The sequence below is a fragment of the Paraburkholderia sp. FT54 genome (genome assembly GCF_031585635.1).
GTDB lineage: Bacteria > Pseudomonadota > Gammaproteobacteria > Burkholderiales > Burkholderiaceae > Paraburkholderia.
Map to the genome: position 1 here is coordinate 689,710 of NZ_CP134196.1, position 25,271 is coordinate 714,980.

A 25,271-nucleotide genomic window follows, 5' to 3' on the forward strand; every position below is an offset into this window, starting at 1 on the left:
TTCAAACGCGAACCCAAATGCAGACACTGCGCAAATGTTTATTTCGCCCGATGTAATTCGATCAGACGGGTGGGCCGCAAATGATTAAGGGCGTAATGAATGCGGCCGCGTTCCTGACGACTGCCCACGGGGCGCGGATCGTCATACTGATGATCCGCTGAATACGCGCCCTGCGGCGCGACCATGCCTTTGTCGATCACCGTGTAGCCCGGCTCGAGCGCCAGCAGCAGATGGTTGCCGCCAACCCGGCTGTCGAAGCCGGCCATGCCGTCGAGCGACTCGGGCACGCTGTTCGTGAGGGTCGCATTGCTCGTGGTGATTTCGTCGGGCGAGATCGGGCTGTGGCCCGCAATGCGGGCAGCTTCGAGATTCTTGCCGTCGGTGTCGACGGTGCTGTCGTGGGTGCGGTCGTTGTGCAGTTCCGCCGAATGCGGGCCGCGAGTGGCCGATGTCTGGTTCGCGTCTGCTGGCTTGTTGATATCGCTGTTCATCATGCGTTCTCCTTTGAAGAGGACATGGTGTGACGTGCAGCAAAACCCGTTCCGCCTCGCACAAACCCTGATTCACCTGCTCGCACTGCGCTTTGTCCGCGGTTGCATGCGCAGTTGCATGTGAAGGTATTCGGCTGGCGATTGCGTCCGCGATTCTTTTCGTTTTTTTTTAATGGACGCGCATTTTCTACAGAGTATGATCTTACTCCGACGAGCGAAGCGCGTTTAAATTGACGACATTCGGTCCGACTATTTCTTGATGGTCGGCGGGCACCGTCTGCGCCACTCAAAACATTTTACGGGGCCGTCAGGGCGGGTGACACATGCACTTCGATGCTGCATTCACACATCGCGGCTATTTGTTGAATTGCGCGCCGGCGCGCGCGGTCGATGGCACTTGGCAACCTTACGTGGTCATCTCCCGCTCGAGCGACGGCGAACTGGTCGCCAACCGTTTTTTCCCCACTGACTTGCGCTTTCGCGACGAAGCGGCCGCCATCGCCCATGCGCGCGATTGGGCGGTGCGCTGGATCGACGCGAGCAGCGTGACCATCTGAGCGCCTCCGGCGCGCCATGCCGCATATGCCGCGCCGTCGCGCGGCGCTGCGCGAGCCGCGGCAAAACGCGGTAATCTCTCCACATAATCACTTCGAACCGTGCTCACTGCGCGGCGCTGTCCTTTTATGCCTAACGTGCCTTCCCAGAACTGGGGCCTCGAACAGATCGTCGCCGACCTGCGTGCATCACGCGAAGAATTGCATCGCACGCGGCATCCGCTCGGCATTCGTGAGCTGCCGTCGCGCGAGGCAGTGGTCAACATCGTCGCCGGCCTGCGCGCGGCGCTGTTTCCCACGCACTACGGCGCGCCCGATCTGACTGACGAAACCGTCGACTACTACGTCGGCCATACGCTCGAAAGCACATTGCGTGTGCTCGCGGAGCAGATTCGCCGAGCCTTGCGGTTCTTGCCCGAGTTCGGCGAAACACCCGATGCCGATCTGCAGGCGCGCGCGTTCGACGTCGCGCGTGAATTCGGCACGCAATTGCCGGGCATTCGCGCGTTGCTGGTCAGCGACATTCAGGCGGCTTTCACCGGCGATCCGGCTGCGCAGCACATCACCGAAATTCTGCTTTGCTATCCGGGCGTGTGGGCGATGACACATCATCGGCTCGCGCATGCGCTGCATCGCCTGGGGGTGCCGTTGCTGGCGCGTTTCATCAACGAGATCGCGCATTCGGCGACCGGCATCGACATTCACCCTGGCGCGACGATCGGGCCGAGCTTCTTTATCGACCACGGCACGGGTGTCGTGATCGGCGAGACCGCGATCATCGGCGAACGCGTGCGCGTGTATCAGGCCGTGACGCTCGGCGCCAAGAGTTTCGCCGCGGATCTCGACGGCACGCTGGTCAAGGGCAACGCGCGCCATCCGATCGTCGAGGACGATGTCGTGATCTATGCCGGCGCGACGATTCTCGGGCGCGTGACGATCGGGCGCGGCTCGGTGATCGGCGGCAACGTGTGGCTCACACACAGCGTGCCGCCGGGCAGCAGCGTGTCGCAAGGCAAGATCCGCGAAGGCGAGCGTACTGACGAGGGCCGGCAGTGATACGCGGCTTCGTCCGCGCAGCTTCGCGTGTCCTGATGCGCGAACTTCTCTTTCGCTGTTGAGCGATGACCATCCCGCGCGGCCGCGTTCACATGCCTCGCTGCGCGATTGCCGGCGTCGAAGCGACCGTGGCCGAAACGGCGCATGTGTTTCCGCGTCATTCGCACGATCGGTTCGGCGTCGGTGTGATGGTCAGCGGCGGGCATCGGTCGGCGAGTGGACGCGGGCTCGTCGAAGCGCGCGTCAACGACGCGATCATGGTCAATCCCGGCGAAGTCCACGACGGCAGTCCGCTCGATGAGCGCGGCCGCGCGTGGCGCATGTTGTATTTCGAACCGTCGATGTTCGTCACCGCCGCGAGTGAACTGACCGGCGCGGCGGCGCGCGAGATCGAACTCACGCGGCCGGTGGCGCGCGATTCTTTGCTGAAGCGTTTGTTCGAGCGGCTCTTCGACGTCGCGGTGAAAGTGCCTTGCCTGCCGGACGATCTGGCGCGCGAGGAGGCGTTGCTCGAACTGCTCGGGCATCTCGTCCGCGTGCATGCGGGCCGGCCAATACGAACGTGGTCGGCTCGCGCATTGGGTCCGATTGCGCGAGCGAAAGCACGCATCGACGATGATCCTTCCTCTGCGCTCACGCTGGCGGATCTCGCCGCCGATGCCGGCATGAGCCGGTTCCAGCTGTTGCGTGGCTTCGCGCATGAAATGGGATTGCCGCCGCATGCCTACAGAATGCAGCGTCGCGTGGTGCTCGCGAGGCAGTGGATCGCGCAGGGCGCGACGCTTGCGGATGCGGCGGCCGCAGCGGGCTTTGCCGATCAGAGTCACATGACGCGAGCATTCGTGCGCCTGCTCGGCGTGACGCCCGCGAACTACGCGGCCGCGCGGCGGTGACGGTTATCCGATTCGAAAATGCTGCAGCAAAGCAGCGCCATGCACGCCATGCAACCAGACGTGTTGCCCGATAAACCACGCCGCCGCCCACGAAGCCGCCACCACGATCAGATCGCAGTGCCCGCTATTCCAGAGATGCAACGAATGCCTGCCGGCAATCCACGGCACGCCTAATGGATTCGGCCAATCGGCGAACAGATGCATCAGGCCGCCGCAGGCAAATCCGAACGCCGGCGCGGCATAGACCGAATGCCCGAGCCAGTGAAACGACACCGCGAGCAACGCGAGCCATCCCACGCCCCAATGCGTCAGCGTGCGATGCGTGATCCACAGACGCCGCGCGCGCGACCACCAGGCGACTTCGAGCCAGTCCGGCGCCGTACTCCCTGCGACGCCGGTGATGAAACTCAACAGCACGCCGAGATGAAATGAGCCGCCGCCGCCAATGCGCGCGACGATCGCCGCCGCGATGACGCCGGCCGCAAAACCGGTAGCGTGATGTGCTTTGCTGGATGCCATCGAAACTCGCGGCGGAGCGCCGCATCAGGAACAAAGGGCGGCTATGTTCGCAGATGAGCGGATAAAAAAATAGCCGACACGCGAGTTAAAAAATCGCGTGTCGACATGGCCCTTCAAAACGCCAGCGTGTGACCGAAGCTCAGGTCGCGCAGCGTGCAATATCGAAGCGCATTTCCGGTTCCGGCGGATCGTCCGGCGCGTTCGCGGGATGCATCACCTTGATGATCGAGCCTGCGTTCGACGGCGTCAGCGTGACGAAATACGAGTTGTTCGAATCCGGGCCGACGGCGATCTCCGTCGCGCTGCCGACGCGCGACGTACGCACCCGTGACAAATGGCTTTCTAGGCAATCGGCGATATAGGCAGGGGCGCGTTGCGAAGACACGTAGATCATGGGCAGGGACGCGTCGCGGGCGGGGCCGCTGGAAGAACCGCAAGCGGCGAGAGCAGCGAGCGCGGCAGCAGCGGGGGCAAGCAGGAGAAGTCTTTTCATGGTCCGATCGTCGGCGTCCCCGGTCGTACGCGGGAACTTGAGGCGCGGGCGAAGCGCAACGCGATGCGGCGCAACGTCATGCTTCGCGACGAAGCCGCCGTTCAACCGCAACGACATCGCGATGTTGCGACGTTGCGGCAAGGAAGGCAGCCGCGCTCAGTATACCCACCGTGCATGCGCGTCGTCACTATCCGCGAACGTCGGCGTTGTGTCCAAACGTAAAGGCCATAAAAAACCCGCGACGTGATCGCGTCACGCGCGGGTTTGTCCGCAGAGCGAATCGATACATTCGATTCGCAAGTATCACCTGAAACCTAGAAGCGGTGACGCAGGCCGACGGCCGCTGCGAGCTGATTGCCGGTCGACGAAGGCGCCAGCGTGTTGATCGACGCGACGTTCGCGCCGAAGTTGCCGAGTTCGCCCGATGCATGCTGGTACACGCCTTCCACATACACGTCAGTACGCTTGCTCAGCGAGTAGTCGCCTTGCAGCGACACCGTGTGCCACTTCGGATCGCCCGAACCGTTCGAGCCGGACATCTTGCCGTCGGTGAACGTGTACGCGGCGGCGAGGCTCAGTGCCGGCGTCAGCGCATACTTGCCGTTCAGTTCGTAGTTATCCAGATGCAGGTTGGTGCCCGCGATGCCGGGCAACGTCGCGCCGCCGACGTCCACGCCGGTGATGCCGTCCAGTTGCGTATGCGTGTAGACGAAGCCGGCCGTTGCCGGGCCGTACGTGTAGTTGATGCCGGCGCCGTACGTGCGTTGCAGTTGGGCTGCGATCTCCGCGGTGCCGTCGCCTTGCGACACAGCGCCGCTCAGGTTCGAACTGCCCGAATTGTTCAGTTGCAGGTAAGCCGCGGCCACGCTCAACGGACCGTTGTCATACGAAGCGCCGGCGCTCCACGCGCGATTGTTCGAGAACTGGCCGGCCGAGTTGCTGAAGCCGTACAGGCCGCCGAACTTGAGGCCCGCGTAATTCGCACTGGTGTACTTCACGGCGTTCTTGATCGAGAACGAGTTGTCGAGGTTGTCGTTGTCGAACGGGTGGGCCGCGAGATTGTTGCCATAGCCTCCGCCGGCTTCGGACAGCGGCGCCAGGTAGTCGACCACCGAGTCGTATTGACGGCCGAGCGTCAGCGCACCGTACTGATCACTCTTCAGACCGACGAAAGCCTGACGATTGAACATCGTGCTGCTTTCCGTGTCCTTACCGCTATTCAGGTTGAAGCCGTTTTCCAACGTGAAGATCGCATGCAGACCACCACCGAGGTCTTCGCTGCCGCGCAGACCGAAGTAGGTGTTCGACACCGAGCCGCTGCTTTGTTGCCAGTTGCTATGGCCGCCCTGGTTGTTCGAATAGACGAGACCTGCGTCGAGCGTGCCGTACAGGGTCACGCTGCTTTGTGCGTGAGCGCTGATGGCAACGGCGCCGAGGAGGCCTGCTGCGATGAGGGTTTTTCTCATGGTTAGATAACTCCGAAACAGTGCATGGGGAATCGCATACCAGTGCTCACCGCCGATTGCGCCGGCGGGCTGACGATCCGCTGCGAAGTGTATTCCTGCTATTCGGATCTTGACTCGCATGTGACGCAACAATGAATTTTCGAATTCGGAATGGCAAATAGGTAATTGGGTAAGTGCGGATAAATAAAGAGAAAATCTGTTTGGCTGGAATTCATGGATGTCTGTCAATCCCTGCGTTGTTGCCGGATCGCGACGATCCGCCGCAAGTCATATCTGGTAAGGGTTGGCGGCTGTTTAGAGGTTCACCGGGATTCAGTCAGTTTTCTGCAACGCACTCTTCCCATTCACGATATCTATCCTCTTGAGTTACGGTTCTACAATTCGCCTTGCACCTCGACCAGGGTGTCTTTTTCATCTTTTATACGCGGCCCTCGGGCCGCGTTTTTTTTATGTTATTTTCCTAATTGATTTATAAGTTCCCGAGAATAAGGAAACAGATTATTTCGATTAATGAGACGCTCGCCCTGGCTTGTCCGTTCGTCAGAGGGACGCATTCGCCCTGCACGGGGCGGGTAGAATCGCATGCTTGAGATGTGTTTCCGCCCCCGCGAACGTGAGTGAACCTGTCATGACCGATACACCCCTTCCATCGTCCGACACCGCTGAAGATTTCACGACGGAAGGCTCGTCCGAACCGGGCGAAACCGTGCACGAAGCACGCCTGTGGCGCGACGACGGCTGGACCGCGCGCGTCATCAAGAATGAAGACGACGAAGGCTGGGCCGTCGAAATGATCAAAGACGGCGAAGCGGAACCCGCGCTCGTCGGCCCGTGGACGATGGGTCGCAACAAGAAGGATCCGAAGCCGCTGGACACGTCGGCGTTCAATACGCTGGTGAAGACCGCGTCTGAAGTGCTGCGGCGCCATGAGCAGCAACTGCGCGCACAACTCCATAAGGAAGTGCGGGTGGCGAGCGCGAACGGCAACGACGAACTCGACATCACGCTCGACATCGTTCCCGACGAAGACGAACCGTACGCGTTGCTGACCGCCCTCGACCCGTTCGGCGAACAGCTCGCGCAGGTGCAAGTCGCGGCCAACTTCAAGCTCAGCAAAGCGAGCGCAGCGGCGTGGGTCGAGAACGAGTTTCGCCGTCCGGGCTAGAAGCGGATTCCGCTTGCGCTGGCGACAGGAGCCAGCCGGCAGGTTTGCTGGCCAGCGGATAAGCTCAATATTACTAACGCCTGTCAATATACTTTCACATTCACTTCATAGAATCCTCGCGTCATAGCGGCGCGAGCGTGAACCATGTTGTTTTGGGTCTGAGTGCGTGCCGGCTGTGCATTCACCCACGCTACCCAAACACTGGATCACGACAACATGGCAGAACCGCTCGACCTTTCCCGCCGCAAGGCCCTGAAACTTCTCGTGGGCGCGCCCATGCTGCCGCTCGGCGGACTCGCCACGGCCTCGATGCTGACCGCTTGCGGCGGCAGCGACGAGTTGGCGACGCCGGTCAAACCGGTCGCGAACTTCGTCTCGGCGGCCTTCGCCAGCATGGCCGCGCCGACGCTGGCCGACCCCGCCGCCATGGCGAAGACCACGGTCGGCTCGACCTTGACGGTGCAACTGAGCGACGGCAGCAGCCGCGCGTTCAAGCTGGCCTACCAGCCGTTCTTCGTCACCGGCGACAGCGTACCGAATGTCAAGGGCGGGACGATCCTCGCGGGCGGCTATTTCGACATCAACAATCAGCCGATCGTCGATAAGTCGGTGGCGGGCAAGGAGCGCCAGTTCTACTCCGATTGCCCGGACGGCAGCTCGCTGATCCGTCTCGACAACCCCACGGTGAAGGGCCTCAAGGGCAACGCGGTGTTCGCCGTCGTGCAATTCGAATACGCGACGCGCGATCAGAGTCTGACGTCGATGTACGGCCAGCTGCCGTCGCCGATCGCCGTACTCACGCTCGATCAGGATCCCGCCACCGGCAAGCTCACGCTAGCGGGTTATTCCAACGTCGATACGTCGAAGGCGCATGGTTTGTGGATCACCTGCGGCGCGAGCCTGTCGCCGTGGAACACGCATTTGTCGAGCGAAGAGTACGAGCCGGATGCCACCACGATCAGCAGCAACAGTCAGTTCAAGGGCTTCAGCCGCAGCCTGTATGGCGATGAAACCACCGCGAACCCGTATCACTATGGCCATCTGCCGGAGGTCACCGTCAACCCGGACGGCACGGGCACGATCAAGAAGCACTATTGCCTCGGCCGCATCTCGCACGAACTGATTCAGGTGATGCCGGACAAGCGCACCGTCCTCATGGGCGACGACGCGACCAACGGCGGCCTGTTCATGTTCATCGCGGATCGCGAAGCCGATCTCTCGGCGAGCACGCTGTATGTCGCGAAGTGGACGCAGGTGTCCGCGAGCGGCGCGGGCGCCGCGACGCTGTCATGGATCAGGCTGGGCCATGCGAGCAGCGACGAAATCGAGGCGCTCGCCAGCCAGCTGCGCGCAAGCGACATCATGGACGTCGCGACCAAAGATCCGCTCGATCCGGCCTACACGAAGATCAACTACAACGGCACTTTCAACTGGGTGCGCATCAAGCCCGGCATGACGCAGGCGGCGACGTTCCTCGAGACGCATCGCTATGCGGCGCTGACCGGCGGCAGCATGGGCTTCACGAAACTCGAAGGCACGACGGTCAATATCAAGGACAAGGTGCTGTATTCGGCGATGTCGCGCATCGAGAAGTCGATGGTGCGCGGCAACGCCGCGTCCACCGACGTGGCCGTCGACAAGACCATCAACGCCGGCGCGGTCTACGCGCTGAACCTGAAGGGCGGCCAGCGCGACCGCGGCGGCGCCGCGATCGACAGCGAATGGGTGCCGGTGGACATGGCCGCGCCGGCGGCGCTGGTCGGCGAGGACCTGTCGGCGGCCGATGCGCTAGGCAACACGGCCAATCCCGAGCGCATCGCGAACCCGGACAACCTCAAGTTCTCGGAGAAGCTGCGCACGCTCTTTATCGGCGAGGACAGCAGCATGCACGTGAACAACTTCCTATGGGCGTACAACGTCGACACGAAGACGCTCGCGCGCGTGCTCTCGTGTCCGGCGGGCGCCGAGTCGACGGGCCTGCATGCGGTCGACGAAATCAACGGCTGGACTTACGTGATGAGCAACTTTCAGCACGTCGGCGATTGGGAAAGTCCGTTGCACGACAAGATCAAATCGACGCTCGATCCGCTCGTGCGGGCGAACTACAAGGACCGGTTCGGGGCGACGGTGGGGTATCTGACGGCGGATCCGGCGGGGATCAGGTTGTAAGGGGGTGAACCGGATTCGCGTATGGTTGAGGCGATCCGGCCTCAAGAAACAGGTGAGGCCTCACAAGGGGCCTCATAAATATCAGCCATTTCCACAAGCATGGCGACCGCGCGCCGCCTCAACTCCGCTTGCAAAAAATCGCCGTGATCAGCGGCGCCACGCGGTGCACGATCGCCGTGCTGCCGGTGCCGGCAATCGCATTGCGAACTTTGGCCTCGCTGCCGAACACCACGACGCCGTAGGCCGAACGCGCGACCGGCTCGCCGTCGCCGACGCGAAACATGGGATCGTCCTTTTCGTAGCCGACCACCGCGAACACATGGAAGCCGTATGCGGTCAGATCGGCGCCGGACGTCGGCGAGAAGGCGTTGATCGAATTACTCTCCACGCGCGTGGGCTTCGGGTCGATCATCTGTTGCTGAGCGAGGTCGGCGATGAACTGATGGCCGCTTTCATTGCAGGCGAGCGGCGCGTCGAGCGCGGTGGCGTAACTGGCGAGCGGCAGCGCGGCGGCCGCCAGAGCAGGGAGTGCAGACGAAAGAAAGCGTTTCATAAGCGTGGACGGCCACCTGATTCGATGTAGTGTGTTCGCAACGGGCGGTGGCGCGATCTCGAGACCCGCAAAGACGTTGCGCATCAAAATCTCCCGCTTGACAGGCGCAACTGATTTGCACTTTATCGCGATTCGGCAAATCTTGCTGTGCAGCCAGCACAGATCGGCAACGAACGAAGCGTAAAGAAACGTACAGTATGAAAGCAATCTTTTGCGATCCCGTATATATTTCCGGGTTATGAATTCGCGACCCCAACCTCCAATTAACGTTCCGCCGCCCAGAACATGGGACGCGCGGCTCGCCCGCCGCCTCGTGACTCCGCTCGTGGATACGTGGGTCACACCGAACCATCTGACCACGCTGCGCCTCTTGATCGGGCTGGCAGGCGCGCTGTGCCTCGCTCATGGCCAATTCGCGTGGGCCAATGCCGGCGCCTTCCTGATCGTGCTGTCGAACTTCGTCGACCATACAGATGGCGAACTCGCGCGCATCGGCGGAAAGTCGAGCCGGATCGGTCATTTTTACGACCTCGCTTGCGATGCGCTCGTCACCGTCATGTTGTTCGTCGGCATGGGCGTGGGAGCGGGCGCTACGCACATCGCCGGATTGAAATTCGCGCCGGGCGTGCTCGGCGCCGTAGCCGGCGTGGCGATCGCGCTGATTTTCTTCCTGCGCATGCGCATCGAGGAAATGGCCGGCAAGGCGGGCACCAAGCAGGCATCCGTCGGCGGTTTCGAAACGGAAGACGTGTTGTATCTGTTGCCGATCGTCACGCTGACGAGCGTCGTGCTGCCCTTCGTCGTGATCGCGTCGATCGGCGCGCCGCTTTTCGCTGTTTGGGTGGTGGTCGACTACTGGCGCGCTGCGCGCCGTGCCGCTCGCCCCGCGCCCGTTGCCGCCGGGACCTCCGAAACCCGTCAAGTGTGGGCCAGCGAATGAGTACGCAGGCCGAAAACGACGTCATCGCGCGCGTTCCCTTGGAACGTTCTCCGGCTGCATCGCCCGCACCGAATGCCGACCGCGCGGTCGCGAGCCGCACGCGCGGGTTCGACAACCCGCGTCTGCGCAAGGATTTCGCGGAGCAGGGCGCGTTCCTTTATCTGGAAGACTTTCTCGCGCCCGAGGTCACGGCGCAGCTCGTCCACAGCGCACGTTCGCTGCTCGACGAGGTGAACCGCAACTATCTGCCGGGTCACAAGCAGGGCGGCAGCGTGAGCCGCCATACGATCGACCGCCTCGCGCCGTTCATCGCCGAGCTGTATCGCTCGAAGGAGTTGATCGGCTGGCTGGAGCAACTGAGCGGCGACAAACTGCAGCTTTCGCCCGCCGACGATCCGCATGCGTACGCGCTGTACTACTACACGCGGGCGGGCGACCACATCGGCTGGCACTACGATACTTCGTACTATGACGGGCGCCGCTACACGCTGCTGCTCGGCGTGATCGACGAATCCTCGTGCCGGCTCGACTACGAACTCCATACCCGTAATCCGGATGTCGCGGATCAGCCGGGCTCGGTGCAGATTCCGCCGGGCGGTCTGGTATTTTTCGACGGCGACAAGCTGCGCCATCGCATCACGCCCGCCGGCGCGAACGAAATGCGCGTGTCGCTCACCTTCGAATATGTGACCGATCCCAACATGCGGCCGTGGCGTCGGTTCATCTCGAACATGAAGGACGCGATTGCGTACTTCGGCTTCCGCCAGGTTTTTCGCCAGATGACCCAGCGCGGGAAGGACCCCGCATGAGCCGCGCGGCCCTGATTCTGCTGTCGATCGGGACGGCGCTGTTTGTCGGCCTGCTTGCGTGGCAGGGTTTCGGCACGGTTGCCTCGACGCTGTTAGCGGCAGGCTGGGGACTCGCGCTCGTCGCGGCGTTCCACCTCGTGCCGCTGATTCTCGATGCCGGCGCGATCTCGGTCTTGTTCCATCCTCGTCGTGACGGCATCCACCACGATCTGACATGGCGCGATGCGTTGTTCGCGCGCTGGATCGGCGAATCGGTGAATAGCCTGTTGCCGGCCGGCCAGATCGGCGGCCCGGTCGTCATGGTGCGGCAGTTGTCCCAGCGTGGCATGCGCATGCGCGATGCGGCCGCCGCCATCACGGTCAGCACGACCGCACAGGCGCTCGCGCAAATCATTTTCGCGCTGGGCGGCCTGCTGTTGTTCGGCGCGTACGCCGCGCACGGCGCGCTGCACGACCTGCAAACCGCCACGCTGATCGCCACCGGGGTGCTGGGCGCGATGATCGTCGGGTTCTACTGTGCGCAGCGGCGTGGTCTGTTCGGCCGGCTGCTCGGCGTGGTCTCGAAGCTATTCGGCAAGCGCGACTGGTCTTCGCTGATGACGCGCGCCGAAGCCGTCGACGCCGCGGTGCAGGCCATGTACCGCGAGCGCGGCCGCGTGGCGGCGAGCTTCGCGATGAGCCTCGTGGGCTGGATCGTCGGCACGGTGGAGGTGTGGCTCGCGCTGCGTTTTCTCGGTCATCCGGTCGACTGGGTCGACGCATTGCTGCTCGAAAGCCTGGGCCAAGCCATTCGCGGCGCGGCGTTCATGATTCCCGGTTCGCTCGGCGTGCAGGAAGGCGGCTATCTGCTGCTCGCACCGCTGGTCGGTTTGCCGCCGGATGCGGCGTTGGCTTTGTCGCTCGCCAAGCGCGCCCGTGAAATCCTGCTAGGCTTGCCGGGGCTATTGGTTTTGCACTTCAGCGAACGAAGCTGGCAACGGCGCCGCGCTACGGGGCGCGTGCCGGTTGTCGATTAAACTCCGTATTTTTTCAAAGGACCGCGCATGCGTGCCATCATCCTCGCAGCGGGCCTCGGCCTGCGTCTCCAGCAACCGCCGGAAGCACAATTCCCGAAGTGTTTGTTGCAATTCGACGGCATGAGCCTGCTCGAACGGCATCTGCACATGCTCGACAGCGCCGGCGTGACCGAAGTCGTGCTGGCGCTCGGCTTCCAGCCGGAATCGGTGCAGGCGGAACTGGAACGCATCAACTGGCCGCACAAGGTGGAAACGGTGTTGAACACGCGTTACGACCTGGGCAGCGTGCTGACGGTGCACACGGTGGCCGAGGCGCTGACGCGCGGCGGCGACGTGCTGCTGATGGACGCCGACGTGCTCTACGACGAGCGCATTCTGAGCGCGCTTGTGGCGGGCGAGACGGTCAACCGCCTGTTGATCGACCGTGATTTCGAAGCCGGCGACGAACCCGTCAAGCTGTGTCTGAAAGACGGTGTGCCGGTCGAGTTGCGCAAGCAGCTCGCCGTCAATCTCGAGTACGACACCATTGGCGAATCGGTCGGGTTCTTCCGCTTCCGTCAGGAAACCGCGCAACGCTTTGCGCAGATCGTGGCCGGCTATGTGGACAGCGGCCGGGCCAACCTGCCGCACGAAGAAGCGGTGCGCGATCTGCTGCTGGAGCGCAGCCAGGTGTTCGATACCGCCGACGTGACCGGCGCGCCCTGGATCGAAATCGACTTTCCGAACGACGTGGCTCGCGCGAGCACCGAGATCCTGCCGCAGTTGCAGCCGCTGGTCAGCGCATCGCGCTAAGCCGTCCATCAGCCTCTTCGCTGACGTATCGAAAGTTGAGCCGGCTGAATGCCGGCTCAACTTTTTTTGCGCTTGGCCCGCGAACTCCCGCATTGCCCAATCTTCGTTGCACGCGCAACCATCGCACGTGAGGCGCGAGCATGGCGCAAGCACGCATGCGCACGAAAAGACCTCGCGCAACAACATCTGTTGCCGTTGCGATGCCATAATCGACGCTTTACACCGACGGCCTCGCAACCTGTCGCCATGCCAATGCCTCTCGCTTTAGGCACTTTCATTGTTCCGTTAATCGTCGCGTGTGCGATGTTCATGGAAAACGTGGACGGCACGGTCATCGTGACGTCGCTGCCGGTTCTGGCGCGCGATCTCGGCCAGGACCCCATCACCCTCAAGCTCGCCGTGACCGCGTATGTCATCGGCCTCGGCGTCTTCATCCCTATCTGCGGCTGGGTCGCTGACCGCTTCGGTTCGCGCACCGTGTTTCGCACGGCCATCGGCGTGTTCATGGCCGGCTCGCTGATGTGCGCGGCCTCCACCTCGCTCGGCACGTTCGTGGTCGCGCGCTTCGTGCAAGGAATTGGCGGCGCGATGATGGTGCCGGTGGGCCGCATCATCATTTTCCGTTCGGTGCCGAAGTCCGACTTCATTCGCGCAGTCAACTATCTGACCGTGCCGGCTTTGCTCGGACCGGTGGTCGGGCCGCCGCTGGGCGGTTTTATCACCACTTATCTGCATTGGCGTCTGATCTTCTTCGTCAACATTCCAATCGGCCTGCTGGGCATCTGGCTCGCGAACAAACACATCGCCAACGTGCGCGAAGCGCATCCGGGCAGGCTCGACTGGACCGGCTTCTTTTTGTCCGCGAGCGGGGCGTCGCTGTTCATGCTGGGGCTTTCGCTGGTGGGCGGCGAGTTGGTGTCGAACACGGTGTCGGTCAGCATGTGCGTGGTCGGCGTGGTGCTGCTCGTGATGTACGTGGTGTACGCGAGCCGCGTCGAATTGCCTGTGCTCGATCTGCGCCTGTTGCGCATTCCGAGTTTTCACGCAAGCGTGGTGGGTGGCTCGCTGTTTCGCATCGGCCTTGGCGCCGTGCCGTTTCTGTTGCCGCTTGCATTGCAGGAAGGCCTCGGCATGACGGCGTTCAAGTCGGGGTCGATCACGTGCGCGTCCGCGTTCGGTTCGATCTTCATGAAGGCGGCCGCGTCACGCATTCTCGAGCGCTTTGGTTTCCGCACTGTGCTGATGTTCAACGCGGGCTGTGCGGGCCTCGCCATTGCGGTCTACGGTCTGTTCTTTCCCGGCACGCCGCACTGGCTGATCTGGTGTGTGGTGCTGTTCGGCGGCTTCTTTCCCTCGCTGCAGTTCACGTCGTTGAATACCTTGGCGTACGCGGACATTCCGAGCCGCGACGTGGGCCGCGCGACGAGCGTCGCGAGCGTGATCCAGCAGATTTCGTTGGGCCTCGGCGTGACGATCGCGGGCATCGTGCTGCAAATTTCGCATAACGTGCAGGGTCATTCGACCATCGTGTTCTCCGATTTCTGGCCGGCGTTTCTCGTGGTCGGTCTGTTCTCGTTCATGTCGATTCCCATCACCGCGCGGCTCCCGCATGGCGCCGGCGATGAGATTGCACGCGGCAGTCGCGGCCGCGCGTGAGCAGGACGCATGTTGCGCCGTCCCGCGCGGTATGCGCTTTGCTGAGCACCTCTGTCTCGGGCGTTTGAGCGCGAATTCGTGTCATCGAATCCAGCATTTTTGTGTGCCGCAACATAAGCTCTATGACATCTAGCGGCTTCGCAAGCGAGCGGTCACATGTTATAAGCCCAAAGCAGCGTTTGTTATCATCAGATGAAACAGTCGTCCTGGGGGATAAGCAATGAGATTGTTCCGCAACGTTAAATCGTCGGCCAGCGGGTTTGCGCTGGTCGCACTCGTCTCTGTTTCAACCGGTTTTCTCGAAGCCACGCCGGCGCTCGCGAAGCCGCCCGCGAAAGCCCAGCCGGCCGTACTCACTGCCTCCGCGATCGCGGTGGCGGACAAGTTCAGCGCCGACGCCGCCGAGCAGATCTTCAAGGAAGGCGGCAACGCGGTCGACGCCGCCGTAGCGATCGCCTTCACGCTTGCCGTGACCTATCCGGAAGCGGGCAACATCGGCGGCGGCGGTTTCATGACGCTCTATGTCGACGGCAAGCCGTACTTTCTCGACTATCGCGAGCGCGCTCCGCTGGCCGCAACCAAAAACATGTATCTCGACGACAAGGGCGAGGTCATCAAAGGCATGAGCCTGTTCGGTTACCGTGCTGTGGGCGTGCCGGGAACCGTCGACGGCATGTGGCAGGCGCAGCGCCGCTTCGGCAAGCTCAAGTGGAAGCAGGTGCTCGCACCGGCCATCCACTACGCACGCGATGGTTTCGAGGTCAGCCAGCAATTGCAGGAACGCCGCGACGATGCCGCGAAAGAATTCGCCGGCAAGACGAACTTCGATACCTACTTCGGTAATCTGAAGCAGGGCGTCAACTTCAAGCAACCGGATCTGGCGGCTGTGTTGCAGCGCATTTCGGATCAGGGCGCCAAAGACTTCTATCAGGGCAAGACGGCCGATCTGATCGCCGCATCCATGCGCGGTCATGGTCTGATCACCAAGGCCGATCTGCAGCAGTACAAAGCGGTGTGGCGTGAGCCGATCCAGGCCGACTGGAACGGCTATCGCGTCTACACGGCGCCGCCTCCGAGCTCGGGCGGTATCGGTCTCGTGCAACTGCTGAAGATGAAGGCCGACATTGCGCCCGACTTCAAAGATGTGACGCTCAATTCCGCGCAATACGTGCATCTGATCGCGGAAATCGAAAAGCGCGTGTTCGCCGACCGCGCGCAGTACCTCGGCGATCCTGACTTCTACAAGGTGCCGGTCGCGCAATTGACCGACGACGCGTATATCGCCAAGCGCGCCGCTGAAGTGAATCCGAATGCGCCTTCGGACACGAAGAGCATTCAGGCGGGCCTCGGCACATCGATGCCGGAGAAAGCGGAAACCACGCACTTCTCGGTGATCGACAAATGGGGTAACGCCGTGTCGAATACGTACACCATCAACGGCTATTTCGGTTCGGGCGTCGTGGCGGACCGCACGGGCATCGTGCTGAATGACGAGATGGACGACTTCTCCGCGAAGCCGGGCGTTGCGAACATGTTCGGCGTGGTGGGCAGCGACGCGAACTCGATCGAACCGAAGAAGCGCCCGCTCTCCTCGATGAGCCCGACCATTCTGACAAAGGACGGCAAGGTGTCGCTCGTGATCGGCACGCCGGGTGGCTCGCGCATCTTCACGTCGATCTTCCAGGTGATCAACAACGTCTACGACTACAACATGCCGCTGCAGCAGGCTGTCGCCGCGATGCGTTTCCATCATCAGTTGCTGCCGCCGAACACGATCTTCTGGGAGCCGTACAAGCCGATCAATGGCGAACTCGCCAAGCAGATCGAAGCCAAGGGCTACACGCTGAAGGGGCAGGATTTCAGCGGCGATATTCAGGCGATCAAGGTCAACGGCGATACGCCGGAAGCGGCGGCCGATCCGCGCGGCCGTGGTGTGACGCGCGTGATCCAGTAAGCGTATTTGCAGGGAATTGGGCGGCGCAGCCTTGAAAGGAGATGCGCCGCCGGGTGATAAAAAGGCCTCGCGTTCAGCCGAACGCGAGGCTTTTTGTTGAGCGAGGGCGTGCTGGCCAACCTTGCTTCAGCTAACCTGCTCGACCGGCGTCAACATCAACTCGAGCCGCTGCGCGCCGCGCAACACCGTCACGTTGACGGGTCTGTCGATCCGCGATGCGTCGAGCGTGCGCTGCAAACTATCCACGTCCTGCACGGCCTGCGTATCGATCGCGATGATCGTATCGTCCGTGCGCAGACCGCCGAGCGCCGCCGGGCTGCCTTTGACGATCTCCATGACATGCACGCCGCTTTCCGAGCTCAAGCCGAAGTAGCGCTGCACGCGGCGCGACAGCGGCCTGGTGGTGCCCGCCACGCCGACATAGGCGCGCCGCACGCGGCCATACGCGAAGATCTGCATGATCACCCACTTGGCCGTGTCGATTGCCGTGGCAAAGCAGATGGCCTGCGCGCCGGGAATGATCGCGGTATTCACGCCGATCACCTGGCCCGCGGAATTGATCAGCGGACCACCCGAATTGCCGGGATTGAGCGCGGCGTCGGTCTGGATCACGTCGTAAATCATGCGGCCAGAATTCGAACGCAGCGAGCGGCCGAGCGCCGACACCACGCCCGTGGTCACGGTTTGCGCGAGGCCGAGCGGATTGCCGACCGCAATCGCGATCTGCCCGACCCGCAGCTTCGACGACTCGCCGAGTTCGACATGCGGCAGCGGCTCCGGCGAGCCGATCCGCAAGACCGCCAGATCGTTGCCGGGATCGTCGCCGACCAGATCGGCGTCGAATTTCGCGCCATCGGCGAGCGTTACCGTGATGTGGGTGGCGCCGTGCACGACGTGGCTGTTGGTGAGCAGATAACCGTCGGGCGTGAACAGAAAGCCCGAGCCGGTGCCGCCGCGCGAGCCGCGGCCGGACGGCTCGCCTGGCAGGCGGCGCTCGACGGCAATGAAAGCGACCGCCTGCTGAACGCGTTCCAGCGCGCCGATCACGGTGCGGGAATAGGCGTCGAGCAGGGCGTCGTCGGATAGAGGAGTGAGTGTCTCGGGCCCGGGGGCGTCGGATGCGGCGCGCGACAGGTCATCGACGAAGCGTGGGCGGCTTCCCATGGCGATGCTCCGGATAAACGGAAACGCAGATGCGGGGCTTCGCGCGGGTTTTCAAGTGCCTGCGAGGCGCGCCGCGGCGGCGCGGCCTGTGAGACACTTTCCGAACCAAGCCAGCCCATGGGAACAGCGCGGCCAACTGCACGGCCAACAGCGCGGCATGCACCGTGCTGCGCACGTGAGACGCCTGCCGCGCCAAGGAGACAGCCGCCATGAATTCACCCGCCACGTCAGCCTCGTCGAATGCGCCCGCCGATCCGCAAATCGAATCGATCAGCGCCATCACCCTGGCCACCCGAGATATGCCGCGCGCAGTGCTGTTTTACGAAGCGCTCGGCTTTCCGATGAAATTCGGTGGCCCGCAGGAGGCGTTTACATCGTTTGCGTTCGGCGGTTCGTATCTGAACCTGATCGTCGATACGCGCGCGCCGGTCGCGTGGTGGGGCCGCGTGATCATCTATGTGTCCGACGTCGATGCGATCTACCGCAAAGCGCTGGCGGCGGGGCTAAAGCCGTCGCTCGAACCGTCCGATGCGCCGTGGGGCGAGCGCTATTTCCACATCAGCGATCCGGACGGCCACGAACTCAGTTTCGCCAAACCGCTGCAGCAGTGACATTAGCGCCGGGCGGCCGGGCAAAACTCGCTATCATGAACGTCGATAGGGCGCGGGCGCGCCGGTAACACGGCTGACACCTGGCGCTTCGATAATCGAACGCGTCCGCGTCACGCTTGCCGCCGCGCGCCTAACTATTTCCGTTGCCAGGAGAGCCGCAATGAAAGAGCAGGATCCGAGACCCGATGCCGAATTGATGGCCGAGCGGCAGCGCCGTTTCGAAGAGGACCTGATCGACGCGTACGATGAGGAACTCGAGATGGAGGTCGACGACCGCATCATCGACGGCGCGGAGGGCTTCACGCCCGAGCATCGCGAGGCGCGCAAGATGTACTTCCGCGAACTGTTCCGGCTGCAGGGCGAACTCGTCAAACTGCAGGACTGGATCGTGCAGACCGGCCACCGCCTCGTGGTCATTTTCGAGGGACGCGACGCGGCCGGCAAGGGTGGCGCGATCAAACGCATCACGCAACGGCTCAATCCGCGGGTGTGCCGCGTGGCGGCGCTGCCCGCGCCGAACAACCGCGAACGCACGCAATGGTATTTCCAGCGCTACGTGTCGCATCTGCCCGCCGGCGGCGAAATGGTGCTGTTCGATCGCAGCTGGTACAACCGCGCGGGCGTCGAGCGCGTGATGAATTTTTGCAGCGACGAAGAGTACGAAGAGTTCTTCCGCTCGGTGCCGGAATTCGAAAAGATGCTGGCGCGCAGCGGCGTGCAGATTCTCAAGTACTGGTTTTCGATTACCGACGAAGAGCAGGAAATCCGCTTTCAGAATCGTATTCACGACCCGCTGAAGCAGTGGAAGCTGAGTCCCATGGACCTCGAAAGCCGACGCCGCTGGGAAGCCTATACGCAGGCCAAGGAAGTGATGCTGCAGCGCTCGCACATTCCCGAGGCGCCGTGGTGGGTCGTGCAGGCGGTCGACAAGAAGCGCGCGCGCCTGAACTGCATTCACCATTTGCTGAGCCAGGTGCCGTATCACGAGATCGAGCATCCGACTATCGAATTGCCCGCGCGCGTCTATCACGACGAATACAGCCGCCAGCCGGTGCCGGCGTCGATGATCGTGCCCGAGCTGTATTGATCGGCGAGAGAGTACGGGTCGACGAAATGAAAAAGCGCGGCAAGCCGCGCTTTTTCTATGCCGGTTGCGGGCGGCGACCGGCTGTGGAACCGGCCGCCGCGTGGGCTTAGAACACCGCTCGGAACACCCAGTACAGGCCGGCTGCCAGTGCGATCGAAGCTGGCAGCGTCAGTACCCAGGCAAGGATCAGGCTGCGCACTGTGCCCCATTGCAGGCCGGAACCGTTGGCCGCCATCGTGCCGGCCACACCCGAGGACAGCACGTGCGTCGTGGAGACCGGCAGGCCGTACATGTCGGCGGCGCCGATCGTCAGCATCGCCACCAGTTCAGCCGATGCACCCTGTCCGTACGTCAAATGCTGTTTGCCGATCTTCTCGCCGACCGTCACGACGATCCGCTTCCATCCAACCATCGTACCGAGACCGAGGGCGATCGCCACCGCGACCTTGACCCACGTCGGAATGAACTTGGTGGCGTGATCGGTTTGCGCCTTGAAGTTGCCGATCGCTTTGGCGTCTTCGGGCGAGAATGCCGGTTGCTTGTTTTTTGCCATCAGGCGAATCGCTTCGGAGGCCACGTACATGTTGTTGCGAACGTTGTCGACGATGCTTTGCGGCACCGCGGCCATCGAGCCTGACGACCTGACCTGGCCGGCAATGATGTCGGTCAGTTGCTGCAAGGCCGGCAACGTGGCGGGCGTCAACTGGTGAGTGCGCACGTAGGCCTCGACATCGCCACGCGGATTGGCCGAAGGCGTGGCGCCTTGGGTGTATTTGGCAAGCGTCGTCGAGGTTTCATGCGCGACGGCGAGGAACGTTTGCGTTTCCGCGGGCGTCACCGCCTTGTTCAGCGCGTAGGCAGTGGGCACCGTGCCGATCAGGATCAGCATGATGAGGCCCATGCCTTTCTGGCCGTCGTTCGAGCCGTGCGCGAACGAGACGCCCGTGCAGGTCAGGATCAGCAGGCTGCGGATCCAGAACGGCGGCGGCTCCTTGCCCTTTGGTTCGGCGTACAAAGCGGGAATGCGCACCACGGCTTTCAGGATCAGCAGCAGCAAGCCCGCTGCGAGAAAGCCCACCAGCGGCGAAAACAGCAGGGACTTGCCGACGCCGAGCGCCTGATTCCAGTCCACGCCGCTCGTGCCGTTGGCGCCGTGCATCAACTGATTCATCAGGCCGACGCCGATGATCGAGCCGATCAGCGTGTGCGAACTCGACGATGGCAGTCCGAACCACCACGTGCCGAGATTCCAGATGATCGCGGCGATCAGCAAGGCGAAGACCATCGCGAAACCCGCGCTGCTGCCGACCTGCAAGATCAGTTCGACGGGAAGCAGTTGCAGAATGCCGAAGGCGACCGCGCCGCTCGACGTCAGCACGCCGAGAAAATTCCAGCCGCCTGACCACACCACGGCCAGGTTCGGCGCCAGCGAATGCGTGTAGATCACGGTCGCGACCGCGTTCGCCGTATCGTGAAAGCCGTTGACGAACTCAAAACCCAGCGCGATCAGCAGCGCGATGCCGAGCAGCAGGAAAGGCATTGCCGAGCTTTCGCGAACGGATTGCAAATCGTCCATCAGGTGCACTGCGCAATAAACCGCACCGACCAGTATCACGGCGAGGAAGATGACGAGGCTGACGTTGCGCCCCTTTCCGCTAGCAGTGCCTGGCTGTGGATACGAAAGTTCCGGCATGACGTGAGCCCCAAGAGTTGGTCGCGGAACTTCCGATCCTGCGGGGCCTGTGTGTCGTATTGATGACAGTCGCGTGACGCCGACGCGAGGCGCGATGGCGCAGGCATGCGCGCTGCCGCCGGCATGCGCATGGCTTCGATGCATCGTTTCGGATTGTCGGATTCCGATGCTCAGACGTCCGAAAAGAACTGAGACAAACGGCGAGCTATAAACCGGAGCGCACTTCGCCGCTTGCACTGCCGCCGAACGGATAAAGAAGCACCGGCGTGCAGTGAGGCGCGCGGCTCGCGTGTCGGATCGTGCGCGCGAACCACGGAAAGGGACGCAATGGCCCCACGATTTTCCGTCAGGCACTTTTTTTTGCTAGTCTGTCTGTAAGGCGTTCTCAAGGGACTCTAATGAAGCGCGATAGCCTGAATGTCGATAAACGACCCGCCGATAGCGATCCAGCCGCCGGCGCGCACTCTGCGCAAGAGGCCTTCGCGTCGTATGCGGCGCCCCTCGTCGATCATGCGATCGAATACGCCAGCGCGCTGCGCGAAGACGCGTCGCCGGAAGCGCTGCACAAATTGCGTGTCTCGCTGCGCCGTTTGCGCTCCTTATGGTGGGCCTTCGAGCCCTTGCTGGAAAAAGGCGAGAACACGCGGCAACGTGCGTTGTACAAGTATCTAGCCACGGCCGCCGGCAAAACGCGCGACTGGGACATCCTGATTGAATTGCTGACGTCCGACGATAAGGGCGCACGCGGCGGCATGGGCGAGATAGCACCCAAACTTCAGGACGCTCGCGGCGCCGCGTTGACGACAAGCCGCGAAACGCTTTCGAACGCCGACGTCAAACATCTGCTGCGCGAAGCCTTGTCCAGCGCGTCCAAAGAATTGAATACCGCGCACGATCGCATGCCGCTGCGCAAATTCGCCGAGCAACGTGTGGCTGCTTCCGAGCGTTCGTTAAAGAAACGGATGAAACGCGCGCGTCGTGCGAAGCGCTCCAACTACGTTGCCTTTCACAATGTGAGGAAGGCGGGAAAGAAGCTGCGCTATTTGCTGGAGTTCTTCGAACCCGTCCTGAGCGGCGGACGCAAACGCACGCTCAAACGTTTGAAGCAGATCCAGAAACGTTTCGGTACGCTGAACGATGTGGTCGCGAGCGAGATGTTGCTGCGCGACAATGCGCCTTTGCTCGCCGGCTCCGGCGACGCCGAGGCAGCGCTTCACTGGCTAGGCAAGGAGCGCAAACGCCGGATGCGCTCGGCGGCCGGACTACTGCGCAAACTATGATGCGCCGCTCATCCTGAGGCGCGACCGGCGCCGCTCAGGTGCCTTGCGTGCTGCGCGGGGCGAAGCCGCGCAGCGTGATCGCCCCGCGCGCGTCGCTGCGCGGTTCCGGCGCGCGGTTGCCGGTGCTCAGCTCGTCGGCTGATGCTAGCGGCTCAACGGGAAAGCCGCGCCGCTGCCAGGCGTCGAGGCCGCCCCTCAGCGCGCGAATCCGCGTGTAGCCGTTGTGACGCATGCGTTGCGTGATTTCGACGGCGGTCGCGCTGTCCGGGCAAATGCAATAGATCACCATGTCGTAGGTCCGCAGTGCGCCGTCGATCTGTTCCTGGGAATTCGGATCGAGCGCGAGCGCGCCGGGAATGCGGCGCGGCGCCTCGAGCGAGGGCGCTTGCGGGCGGGCATCGAGCACCTTGGGCGGCGCGATGCGGCGCCAGCCGCCGGCGGCTGCCCGCGCTGCCGCGGCATCCGCGAAACGGCGGCGTGCGCGGCGTCGTTGCTGCAGACGGAACGCCAGATAGACAAGCGCGGTGGCCAGCAAAACATCGACGACAGTGCCGCCGCGGGCTTTGACGAAGTCGAGCAGCATATGCAGTTGCCGTTCCGCGGCGGCGCCGCCGAGCAGCCAGAAGGCGGCCCACGCGAAGGCGCCGGCAAAATCCCAGGCCGCGTAGATGCGCGCGTCGACGGCGGTCGTGCCCATCAGCGGCGGGGTAATGAGTGCGAGCCCGGGGACGAACTTCGAGATCGACACGAGCGGCACGCCGAAGCGCTCGAACAGCGCGCGCGCTTTGTCCACCTTGGAATCGACGGCGGGCGAAAGCCGGCCGAGTGCGGCGATCAGCTTGCGGCCATACAGGCGGCCAGCCGTGAACCATGCGCCGTCGCCCATCAGCGCGCCGAGCACCGCGGCGCCGAGGACCGGCCAGAAGGACAGGGTGCCGGCGGCGATCGCGGAGCCCGCGAAGAGCAGTATCGGCACGGCGGGAATCGGCACGCCGAGGCGCGTCAACAGAACGTTGACGAACACGACCGCGCCGCCCCAGGTCGACACCGCCGAAGACGGAAATTCTACCAATTGAGGAACTCCTGTTTTTTGCGGTTGAGCCGGCCTGCTTCGGGGGCTTTTCCAGGCGGTTGCAAAGCGTGTACCCGAGCGGCCTGATTGTCGGCTTTCATCCGGGCGGCATTCCGTTTACTCAGAATACTCGATGGGTTTGGCGCGGGGTGATCCGACTGACCGGGTTGATTGACTCGCTCCTGTTGTGCAATTTCGTTCAAGACTGCCGCTCGCCGCGCCTCTACTCTGAGTGCTCGCTCCAACGACGAGGGCAGCGCCATGAACTCGCGGTATGCCGGATATCTGTTTTGCGCGCTGGCCATGATCGGGGTCGGCAGCACGGTGGTGGTCAGCAAATCGATTGCGGTGGGACTTCCGCCGTTCAGCGCGACCGCGCTGCGCTTCGCGATTGCCTTCCCCCTGTTCGTGCTGGCGATGCGTTGTCTGGGTGTGCGCTGGCCGCGTCTGGACCGCCGCGATGCGTTGCTCGTGATCGCCCAGGCGGGCGCGGGCAGCGTCGGCTATACGGTGTTGCTGATCAGCGGGATGAAACTCGCTTCGGCGGCCGATGCCGGCGTGATTGCCGGCACCTTGCCCGCCGTGTCGGCTGGCGTCGCCATGCTCTCGCTCGGGGAGCGTCCCGCGCCCGCGTTGCTCGGCGCGATCCTGTTAGCGACGGCGGGCGTGCTGGTGTGCACCGTGCATCCCGGCGAGTTCAGCGCGCCGCACGCGGTGAGTTCGCTGGCGGGCAACGCGCTCGTGTTCCTCGCGATCGTCTGCGAGGCGCTGTTCATTCTCCTCAATCGCAAGCTGCGCACGGCGGTGGCGCCGCTGCCGCTGTCGGCGTTGATGTGCGGCATCGGCTTCGCGGTGGCGATCGTGCCGGCCTGCTTCGAAAAACCATGGGCCTTGCCGGTCGATGCGAGCGCACTCTGCGGCGTGCTGTATTACGCGCTGGTGCCGACCGTGGCGGGCTTCGTGCTCTGGTATGCGGGGGCGGCGCGAATCAGCGGCGCGGAAGCGGGGTTGATGACCGCGCTCGTGCCGGTGAGCGCGGTGGCATTGGCCGCGATGGTGTTGGGCGAACCCGTCAGTGCGGCGCAACTGGCCGGTGTCGCATGCGTGCTGGGCGCGGTGCTGCTGGCCACTTTCGGCCAGATGCGCACGGGACGCAGCGCTGCATGAGGCACCGCTGTCGCGCTTGCCGCGCCTAGGTATTGGCGATCGCCACAACGCCCGGATTGCCGACGATCGACAGAAACTCGCGACGTGTCGACGGGTCCGTGCGGAACGTGCCGAGCATGCGCGAGGTGACCATCGTCACGCCGGCCTTGTGCACGCCGCGCGTCGACATGCATTGATGCGCGGCTTCGAGAATCACGCCGACGCCTGCCGGTTGCAGCACATCGTTCAGGGTGTCGGCGATCTGCACCGTCATCTTTTCCTGGATCTGCAGGCGTTTGGCGAACGCATCGACCAGCCGCGCGAGCTTGGAGATGCCGACCACGCGATGCCCCGGCAGATACGCCACATGCGCGCGCCCGATGATCGGCACCATGTGATGTTCGCAATAGCTTTCGAAGCGGATGTCTTTCAGCACGATCATTTCGTCGTAGCCGTCTACTTCGGAGAAGGTGCGGGCAAGGATCTCGCGCGGGTCGACCTGGTAGCCCGCGTAAAACTCCTCGTAGGAGCGCACCACGCGCGCCGGCGTATCGATCAGGCCTTCACGCGCCGGATCGTCGCCGGCCCAACGCAGCAGCACACGAACCGCTGCTTCAGCTTCCTCGCGGCTCGGGCGCTCGGGTGCGGCCATGGGTTTGCTTTTCTTCGCCTTGCTGCTGGTCATCCGTCGT

General features: G+C 63.1%; 24 protein-coding genes. 15 read left to right on the plus strand and 9 right to left on the minus strand.

Translation table 11 applies throughout. From position 1 onward, the window contains the following. Positions 1-38 precede the first annotated feature (38 nt). On the minus strand, positions 39-491 hold the full coding sequence (locus RI103_RS22580) for a DUF3005 domain-containing protein (protein ID WP_310818542.1): 453 nt from the start codon (positions 489-491) through the stop codon (positions 39-41). 323 nt (positions 492-814) lie between these two features. On the opposite strand from RI103_RS22580, the gene RI103_RS22585 reads away from it, so the two are divergent. From RI103_RS22585 to RI103_RS22595, 3 genes are all read left to right on the plus strand, one after another. Continuing rightward, positions 815-1,048, plus strand: coding sequence for a hypothetical protein (locus RI103_RS22585; protein WP_132378249.1), 234 nt, complete (start codon positions 815-817; stop codon positions 1,046-1,048). A gap of 126 nt (positions 1,049-1,174) precedes the next feature. Beyond that, on the plus strand, positions 1,175-2,101 hold the full coding sequence (gene epsC / locus RI103_RS22590; protein ID WP_310817739.1) for a serine O-acetyltransferase EpsC: 927 nt from the start codon (positions 1,175-1,177) through the stop codon (positions 2,099-2,101). Positions 2,102-2,166: 65 nt separating this feature from the next. Further along, positions 2,167-2,994 carry an AraC family transcriptional regulator gene (locus tag RI103_RS22595; RefSeq protein ID WP_310817740.1) on the plus strand — a complete coding sequence of 276 codons (828 nt, stop codon included), beginning with the start codon at positions 2,167-2,169 and terminating at the stop codon, positions 2,992-2,994. A gap of 3 nt (positions 2,995-2,997) precedes the next feature. Here the strand turns inward: RI103_RS22595 and RI103_RS22600 are convergent, their stop codons facing one another. The 3 genes from RI103_RS22600 to RI103_RS22610 form a co-directional block, all read right to left on the minus strand. Next, positions 2,998-3,513: a metal-dependent hydrolase gene (locus tag RI103_RS22600; protein ID WP_310817741.1), complete on the minus strand. Its 516-nt coding sequence runs from the start codon at positions 3,511-3,513 to the stop codon at positions 2,998-3,000. A gap of 139 nt (positions 3,514-3,652) precedes the next feature. Beyond that, the gene (locus tag RI103_RS22605) at positions 3,653-4,123 is read right to left on the minus strand and encodes a hypothetical protein (protein ID WP_310818543.1); all 471 of its coding nucleotides are present in this window, start codon (positions 4,121-4,123) and stop codon (positions 3,653-3,655) included. Between the two features lie 197 nt (positions 4,124-4,320). Beyond that, positions 4,321-5,472 (minus strand): porin, encoded by a 1,152-nt coding sequence (locus RI103_RS22610; RefSeq protein WP_310817742.1) that lies wholly within the window; start codon positions 5,470-5,472, stop codon positions 4,321-4,323. 628 nt (positions 5,473-6,100) lie between these two features. Here RI103_RS22610 and RI103_RS22615 point away from each other — a divergent pair. Both RI103_RS22615 and RI103_RS22620 read left to right on the plus strand, forming a co-directional pair. Then, positions 6,101-6,637, plus strand: a complete 537-nt coding sequence (locus RI103_RS22615; RefSeq protein ID WP_310817744.1) for a hypothetical protein — start codon at positions 6,101-6,103, stop codon at positions 6,635-6,637. Positions 6,638-6,853: 216 nt separating this feature from the next. Continuing rightward, on the plus strand, positions 6,854-8,806 hold the full coding sequence (locus RI103_RS22620) for an alkaline phosphatase PhoX (protein ID WP_310817746.1): 1,953 nt from the start codon (positions 6,854-6,856) through the stop codon (positions 8,804-8,806). 118 nt (positions 8,807-8,924) lie between these two features. On the opposite strand, the gene RI103_RS22625 is transcribed toward RI103_RS22620, so the two are convergent. Next, the gene (locus tag RI103_RS22625; protein ID WP_310817747.1) at positions 8,925-9,359 is read right to left on the minus strand and encodes a hypothetical protein; all 435 of its coding nucleotides are present in this window, start codon (positions 9,357-9,359) and stop codon (positions 8,925-8,927) included. 238 nt (positions 9,360-9,597) lie between these two features. Here RI103_RS22625 and RI103_RS22630 point away from each other — a divergent pair, with 238 nt between their 5' ends. From RI103_RS22630 to ggt, 6 genes are all read left to right on the plus strand, one after another. Next, complete coding sequence (locus tag RI103_RS22630) at positions 9,598-10,299, plus strand: CDP-alcohol phosphatidyltransferase family protein (RefSeq protein WP_310817749.1); 702 nt, start codon at positions 9,598-9,600, stop codon at positions 10,297-10,299. After that, the gene (locus RI103_RS22635) at positions 10,296-11,108 is read left to right on the plus strand and encodes a 2OG-Fe(II) oxygenase (RefSeq protein ID WP_310817750.1); all 813 of its coding nucleotides are present in this window, start codon (positions 10,296-10,298) and stop codon (positions 11,106-11,108) included. The genes RI103_RS22630 and RI103_RS22635 overlap by 4 nt, the downstream gene beginning before the upstream one ends. Continuing rightward, positions 11,105-12,124, plus strand: a complete 1,020-nt coding sequence (locus RI103_RS22640) for a lysylphosphatidylglycerol synthase domain-containing protein (RefSeq protein WP_310817751.1) — start codon at positions 11,105-11,107, stop codon at positions 12,122-12,124. The genes RI103_RS22635 and RI103_RS22640 overlap by 4 nt, the downstream gene beginning before the upstream one ends. 27 nt (positions 12,125-12,151) lie before the next feature. Continuing rightward, complete coding sequence (locus tag RI103_RS22645; RefSeq protein WP_310817752.1) at positions 12,152-12,916, plus strand: phosphocholine cytidylyltransferase family protein; 765 nt, start codon at positions 12,152-12,154, stop codon at positions 12,914-12,916. Positions 12,917-13,168: 252 nt separating this feature from the next. Continuing rightward, entirely contained in the window at positions 13,169-14,572 is a 1,404-nt protein-coding gene (locus RI103_RS22650; protein ID WP_310818544.1) for an MFS transporter, read from the plus strand. A 220-nt stretch (positions 14,573-14,792) separates the two neighbouring features. Then, a complete protein-coding gene (ggt, locus tag RI103_RS22655; RefSeq protein WP_310817754.1) occupies positions 14,793-16,526 on the plus strand; it encodes a gamma-glutamyltransferase in 1,734 nt (577 codons plus the stop codon). Between the two features lie 126 nt (positions 16,527-16,652). Here ggt and RI103_RS22660 read toward each other — a convergent pair whose 3' ends face one another. Further along, a complete protein-coding gene (locus tag RI103_RS22660) occupies positions 16,653-17,690 on the minus strand; it encodes a trypsin-like peptidase domain-containing protein (RefSeq protein WP_310817755.1) in 1,038 nt (345 codons plus the stop codon). Positions 17,691-17,899: 209 nt separating this feature from the next. Between RI103_RS22660 and RI103_RS22665 the strand changes: the two genes are divergently transcribed. Beyond that, positions 17,900-18,301, plus strand: coding sequence for a VOC family protein (locus RI103_RS22665; protein ID WP_310817757.1), 402 nt, complete (start codon positions 17,900-17,902; stop codon positions 18,299-18,301). A gap of 160 nt (positions 18,302-18,461) precedes the next feature. Next, positions 18,462-19,388 carry a polyphosphate kinase 2 gene (gene ppk2, locus RI103_RS22670; protein WP_310817758.1) on the plus strand — a complete coding sequence of 309 codons (927 nt, stop codon included), beginning with the start codon at positions 18,462-18,464 and terminating at the stop codon, positions 19,386-19,388. A 106-nt stretch (positions 19,389-19,494) separates the two neighbouring features. On the opposite strand, the gene RI103_RS22675 is transcribed toward ppk2, so the two are convergent. Next, on the minus strand, positions 19,495-21,081 hold the full coding sequence (locus RI103_RS22675; RefSeq protein ID WP_310817759.1) for an inorganic phosphate transporter: 1,587 nt from the start codon (positions 21,079-21,081) through the stop codon (positions 19,495-19,497). Between the two features lie 398 nt (positions 21,082-21,479). Between RI103_RS22675 and RI103_RS22680 the strand changes: the two genes are divergently transcribed. Next, positions 21,480-22,361, plus strand: a complete 882-nt coding sequence (locus tag RI103_RS22680) for a CHAD domain-containing protein (RefSeq protein ID WP_310817760.1) — start codon at positions 21,480-21,482, stop codon at positions 22,359-22,361. Positions 22,362-22,395: 34 nt separating this feature from the next. On the opposite strand, the gene RI103_RS22685 is transcribed toward RI103_RS22680, so the two are convergent. Continuing rightward, the gene (locus RI103_RS22685) at positions 22,396-23,433 is read right to left on the minus strand and encodes a VTT domain-containing protein (RefSeq protein ID WP_310817761.1); all 1,038 of its coding nucleotides are present in this window, start codon (positions 23,431-23,433) and stop codon (positions 22,396-22,398) included. Between the two features lie 261 nt (positions 23,434-23,694). On the opposite strand from RI103_RS22685, the gene RI103_RS22690 reads away from it, so the two are divergent. Continuing rightward, on the plus strand, positions 23,695-24,600 hold the full coding sequence (locus RI103_RS22690) for a DMT family transporter (RefSeq protein ID WP_310817762.1): 906 nt from the start codon (positions 23,695-23,697) through the stop codon (positions 24,598-24,600). A 25-nt stretch (positions 24,601-24,625) separates the two neighbouring features. Here the strand turns inward: RI103_RS22690 and folE are convergent, their stop codons facing one another. Next, positions 24,626-25,264 (minus strand): GTP cyclohydrolase I FolE, encoded by a 639-nt coding sequence (folE, locus tag RI103_RS22695; protein WP_310817764.1) that lies wholly within the window; start codon positions 25,262-25,264, stop codon positions 24,626-24,628. Between the last annotated feature and the right edge of the window lie 7 nt (positions 25,265-25,271).

Coding starts and splice junctions, on each gene's coding strand:
- RI103_RS22680 (WP_310817760.1), top strand. CDS start 21,480: ATGAAGCGCGATAGCCTGAATGTCGATAAACGACCCGCCGATAGCGAT.
- ppk2 (WP_310817758.1), top strand. CDS start 18,462: ATGAAAGAGCAGGATCCGAGACCCGATGCCGAATTGATGGCCGAGCGG.
- epsC (WP_310817739.1), top strand. CDS start 1,175: ATGCCTAACGTGCCTTCCCAGAACTGGGGCCTCGAACAGATCGTCGCC.
- RI103_RS22620 (WP_310817746.1), top strand. CDS start 6,854: ATGGCAGAACCGCTCGACCTTTCCCGCCGCAAGGCCCTGAAACTTCTC.
- RI103_RS22585 (WP_132378249.1), top strand. CDS start 815: ATGCACTTCGATGCTGCATTCACACATCGCGGCTATTTGTTGAATTGC.
- RI103_RS22595 (WP_310817740.1), top strand. CDS start 2,167: ATGACCATCCCGCGCGGCCGCGTTCACATGCCTCGCTGCGCGATTGCC.
- RI103_RS22630 (WP_310817749.1), top strand. CDS start 9,598: ATGAATTCGCGACCCCAACCTCCAATTAACGTTCCGCCGCCCAGAACA.
- RI103_RS22665 (WP_310817757.1), top strand. CDS start 17,900: ATGAATTCACCCGCCACGTCAGCCTCGTCGAATGCGCCCGCCGATCCG.
- RI103_RS22625 (WP_310817747.1), bottom strand. CDS start 9,359: ATGAAACGCTTTCTTTCGTCTGCACTCCCTGCTCTGGCGGCCGCCGCG.
- RI103_RS22600 (WP_310817741.1), bottom strand. CDS start 3,513: ATGGCATCCAGCAAAGCACATCACGCTACCGGTTTTGCGGCCGGCGTC.
- RI103_RS22580 (WP_310818542.1), bottom strand. CDS start 491: ATGAACAGCGATATCAACAAGCCAGCAGACGCGAACCAGACATCGGCC.
- RI103_RS22650 (WP_310818544.1), top strand. CDS start 13,169: ATGCCTCTCGCTTTAGGCACTTTCATTGTTCCGTTAATCGTCGCGTGT.
- RI103_RS22635 (WP_310817750.1), top strand. CDS start 10,296: ATGAGTACGCAGGCCGAAAACGACGTCATCGCGCGCGTTCCCTTGGAA.
- folE (WP_310817764.1), bottom strand. CDS start 25,264: ATGACCAGCAGCAAGGCGAAGAAAAGCAAACCCATGGCCGCACCCGAG.
- RI103_RS22615 (WP_310817744.1), top strand. CDS start 6,101: ATGACCGATACACCCCTTCCATCGTCCGACACCGCTGAAGATTTCACG.
- RI103_RS22610 (WP_310817742.1), bottom strand. CDS start 5,472: ATGAGAAAAACCCTCATCGCAGCAGGCCTCCTCGGCGCCGTTGCCATC.
- RI103_RS22690 (WP_310817762.1), top strand. CDS start 23,695: ATGAACTCGCGGTATGCCGGATATCTGTTTTGCGCGCTGGCCATGATC.
- RI103_RS22675 (WP_310817759.1), bottom strand. CDS start 21,081: ATGCCGGAACTTTCGTATCCACAGCCAGGCACTGCTAGCGGAAAGGGG.
- ggt (WP_310817754.1), top strand. CDS start 14,793: ATGAGATTGTTCCGCAACGTTAAATCGTCGGCCAGCGGGTTTGCGCTG.
- RI103_RS22640 (WP_310817751.1), top strand. CDS start 11,105: ATGAGCCGCGCGGCCCTGATTCTGCTGTCGATCGGGACGGCGCTGTTT.
- RI103_RS22660 (WP_310817755.1), bottom strand. CDS start 17,690: ATGGGAAGCCGCCCACGCTTCGTCGATGACCTGTCGCGCGCCGCATCC.
- RI103_RS22645 (WP_310817752.1), top strand. CDS start 12,152: ATGCGTGCCATCATCCTCGCAGCGGGCCTCGGCCTGCGTCTCCAGCAA.
- RI103_RS22605 (WP_310818543.1), bottom strand. CDS start 4,123: ATGTCGTTGCGGTTGAACGGCGGCTTCGTCGCGAAGCATGACGTTGCG.